We start from the raw sequence: 4009 nt of genomic DNA, 5'->3' as shown, positions 1-4009 counted from the left end.
GCGCGGTCGCGCGGGAAGCCCTCGGACATGCACAGCAGGAGGCCGTCCGCGGAGACCACCACGGTGTGGGACACCCCGGGGGTGTTGTCCACGAAATTGGTGATCAGCCAGTTCAGGTTCTGTGCGGCCTGGCTCATCTGAGTCAACTCAACGCTCCTGGTGGTTCGAGCCGCCGAAGAGATCGGTGCTCCGGTTCTGTCCGTTGCCGGACTGGTCTGCCTGATCGGGGTCGATCCGGAAGCTTCCGGTGTTACCGGCACTGCGGCCCTGCTCCACACCGCGGCGCAGGTTGGTGAGGCGGCCACGGACCTCCTCGGGGCTGCGGGAGACCTGCGGCCCTTCCTGCGGGGTGGACTTGGCGTTGCCGGGCACCAGGTTCTGCTTGGGCACGCGCCGCGGCAGACCGGCGCCGGTGGTGCCGCCGGAGGAGGGCTCGCGCAGCTGCTCGGCCCGCTGCCAGTCGCCGTCGTTCGGCGACTGCCAGGCGGCGCTGGCGGTCGGGCCGGTCGGGCCGTAACCGCCGAGCGAGGACACGTCGTGGCCGCGCTGGCTCTCGGGCGCCGAGGTGTCCTTGGCGCCGGCGAACCAGTTCGGGCTGTCGCCGGACGGGCCGGCGCCGGCCGCGGGGAGGCCGCCGCCCGCCAGCTGCTCGCCGGGGCGGCGCTGCGGCAGCCCGGACGGCAGGGTGGTCCGCGGCGGCTCGGCGGCGGGCAGCGCGGGCGGCTCCGGGGCGTACGGGTGGCCGGCCGGGGACTCCTCGGCCTGCCGGCCGTACTGGTCGGCGTACCCGTCCTGGGCGTACTCGTCCTGCTGGTAGCCGCCCTGGTCGTAGCCGTACCGGTCGTCGGCGAAGCCCTGCTGCTGCTCGTAGCCCTGCGGGGCGTACTGCTCGGCGTACCCGTCCTGGGCGTACTCGTCCTGCTGGTAGCTGCCCTGGTCGTAGCCGTACTGGTCGTCGGCGAAGCCCTGCTGCTGCTCGTAGCCCTGCGGGGCGTACTGCTCGTAGTCCTGCCGGTAGTCCTCCTCGACCTCGGCGTCCACCACCGGCGCCTGCGGGGAGCTCTCCAGGGCCGCGCGGCGGACCTGGTCGAGGCGCTGCGAGCGCTGGACGGCCTCCAGGGCGGGGCTGAACCCGCCGGGGCCGGCGTTGCCGGCGCCGGTGAGGTGGTCGTCGAAACCGAGCTCGGCCGCGCTGCGGGGGCGGGTGTCCGGCGCCCACTCGGCGGCCGGCTCCTGCCCGGCGAAGATCCGGGAGACGGTGAACTGCTCGTCCGGCTCCGGCGCGGCGCCGGACTGGGTGACGAACGGCGGGAGCATGACCAGCGAGGTGGTGCCGGCGGACTCGCCGGACGGGCGGAGCTGGACGCGGACGTCGTGCCGCTGGGAGAGCCGGCCGACCACGAACAGGCCCATGCGGCGGGAGATGGTGGCGTCCACCGTGGGCGGCTCGGCCAGCTTCTCGTTGATCTCCGCGAAGTCCTCGGCGGTGAGGCCGATGCCCTTGTCGTGGATCTCGACCAGCACGCGGCCGTCCGGCAGGCGGGTCGCGTTGACCAGGACCCGGGTCTGCGGGCTGGAGAACGAGGTGGCGTTCTCCAGCAGCTCGGCGAGCAGGTGGACGAGGTCGGTCACGGCGGCGCCGACGACGTCGACCTCCGGGATGCCGGAGAGCTCGACGCGCTCGTACTGCTCCACCTCGGAGGCGGCGGCGCGGAGCACGTCGACCAGCGGGACCGGGGTGTTCCAGCGGCGGCCGGCCTCCTCGCCCGCGAGGACGAGGAGGTTCTCACCGTTGCGGCGCATACGGGTGGCCAGGTGGTCCAGCTTGAAGAGGTTCTCCAGCTGGTCCGGGTCGGCCTCGTTGTTCTCCAGGTCGGTGATCAGCGCCAGCTGGCGCTGGATCAGGCTCTGGCTGCGGCGCGACAGGTTGGTGAAGATCGCGTTGACGTTCCCTCGCAGCAGGGCCTGCTCGGCGGCGAGCGCCACGGCCTGCTGGTGGACCTGGTCGAACGCCCGGGCGACCTCGCCGATCTCGTCCTTGCCGTGCAGCGGGATCGCGGCCACCGAGGTGTCGACCCGGTCGGGGTCGGTCTTGGAGAGCTTCTCGACCAGGTCCGGCAGGCGGTGGTCGGCGATCTCCAGGGCGGCGTTGCGCAGGGTGCGCATGCCGAGAATCATCGAGCGGGCCACGTAGCCGGTGAGCAGACCGGCCAGGACGAGCGCCGCGAGGACGATGACCGTGTTGAGGATGGCGTCGTAGAGCGCGTTGTCCTTCAGGTTGCGGGAGTCGGTGAGGACGTCGTCGAGCAGCGTCTCCTCGGTGTTCCGCAGGGCCTGGATGTGGGTGTTGGCGGCCTGGTTCCAGTTGTCCGGGGTCAGGCCGGAGTTGCGCGCCTCGGCGAACGCGGCGTCGGCGGCGGCCTTGCCCTTCTGCTGGCCCTCCGCGGCGGCCTGGCTGTACGAGGCGCCGAGCTGGAGCAGGCCCTGCATGGTGGGCGCCGCGCCGTTGGGCATCTTGTACGCCGAGCGCTCCTGGGCGATGGCCTGCTCGACCTGTGCGGCCGCGTACTTGGCGGCGTCCTCGGGGGCGCTGCCGGTGTTGAACTCGTTGATCGAGACCTGCTCCAGCTTCTCCGAGATCAGGATCTGCTGGATCACGTCCTGGTTCTCGTAGCGCGTGGTCGCGTTCTGCGAGATGCCGACGAGCAGGTTGAGCATCAGCGCGCGCTGGGTCGACGCCGCGGCCTTGGCCAGCGATATGGCGTAGATCGCGCGGCCCTTGCTGGTGGCGTTGGCGGAGCCCATGCCGACCGAGTTGTCGAAGGCCAGCAGCGGGTCGAGCAGCACCGAGTAGGCGTTCACGGTGGCGCCGGAGAACAGCTCGGGGTTGTACGCGGAGGCCCGCAGGTGCGGCAGGTCCACCACGAGGGTCTGGAAGGCCTCGTGGCGGCGGGGCAGCTCACCGGACTTGTCGGAGGCCGCGTAGGCGGCGTTGTACGCCTTCAGCGCGGCATCCGTGTCGTTGCGGCGCTTGGTGACCTCGTTGTTCGGGTCCTGCTTGGTGATCAGGGGTATGAGCGTCTTGTCGCGCTCGTTCTCCAGCGCCTCGGCGAGTTCGGTCGCCGCCTTGGCCAGCTCCGCGGTCTTCTCGGCGCGGGAGGCCTTGATGTAGCCGTCGACCGAGGTGTTCACGCGCAGACCGCCGAAGACGAGACTGATCGTCACGGGGATCAGCAGGATCGCGATCAGGCGGGTCGGCACGCGCCAGTTGCGCGGGCGGAGGAAGTCGTACCGGCTCGAGCCGCCGCCGTCGCCCGACGGGCCGCCGCCGCGGGGCGCCGTGGGTGCGGCCTGGGGCTCGGGGGCCGGTGCGGGGGTCTGGGCGCGTTCCTCGGCGGGAGTGAACGCGGAGAACCCGGCTTGGTCCCCCGGGGTACCGTTCGGCTCGCCCTGGCGGGGCTCGGAGCGCCGCTGCGGGGCGGGTTGCTGCTTACGCCTCACTCGACAACTACCTCTCGGCCGACTGCCGGCCATGGATCAATCCAGCGCTACCCCGGGACCCTGACCCGCCGCCGGAGGGGCCGGCGCAGGAAACACCCAGGGGTAGCTGGAATTTCAGCACGTGCAGGGATGGGGGACAAACAGCCGCCGTCCGGCACCCGCGTCGGTACAATCCGGACATTCACCGACATGACGGAGCAAAACCATGGTCACCTGGCGCTGAGCGACGCTGATTCGCCACACTGAGTCATTGTTGATCACAAAATGCCTACCGAACTGTTATCCGCTGCTTATACACGGGTCTTGCGCACGGCGCCCGGAGGACACCGGCCGGTAGGCGTCGCCGCCCCGGCGGCCCGCCGCGAGGGGCGGACCGGCCGGGGCCGTGCGGCGGCCCGCGGGCTCAGCGGAGCCGGGCGAGGAGGGCGTGTTCGACGAGGGTGATGAGGGCGCTCTTGGCGCTGTCGCGGCGGCGGGCGTCGAGGGTGATGACGGGGGTGTCGGCGCC

2 protein-coding genes and 1 pseudogene are annotated in these 4009 nt (G+C 71.7%); all 3 read right to left on the bottom strand.

The annotated features are described in order from the left end of the window. Nucleotides 1-137 (bottom strand): roadblock/LC7 domain-containing protein (locus tag ACWD4P_RS37970; RefSeq protein ID WP_329882915.1); only part of this gene is annotated, 137 nt, incomplete at its 3' end. A 10-nt stretch (nucleotides 138-147) separates the two neighbouring features. Then, nucleotides 148-3501 carry a sensor histidine kinase gene (locus ACWD4P_RS37965; protein ID WP_449782785.1) on the bottom strand — a complete coding sequence of 1118 codons (3354 nt, stop codon included), beginning with the start codon at nucleotides 3499-3501 and terminating at the stop codon, nucleotides 148-150. A gap of 403 nt (nucleotides 3502-3904) precedes the next feature. After that, a pseudogene (locus ACWD4P_RS37960) lies at nucleotides 3905-4009 on the bottom strand (ATP-binding protein); the annotation flags it as partial.

The organism is Kitasatospora sp. NPDC002543 (genome assembly GCF_053594915.1).
The sequence above is the reverse complement of the archived record's forward strand: the minus strand, read 5'-3'. Positions and strand labels throughout refer to the sequence as shown.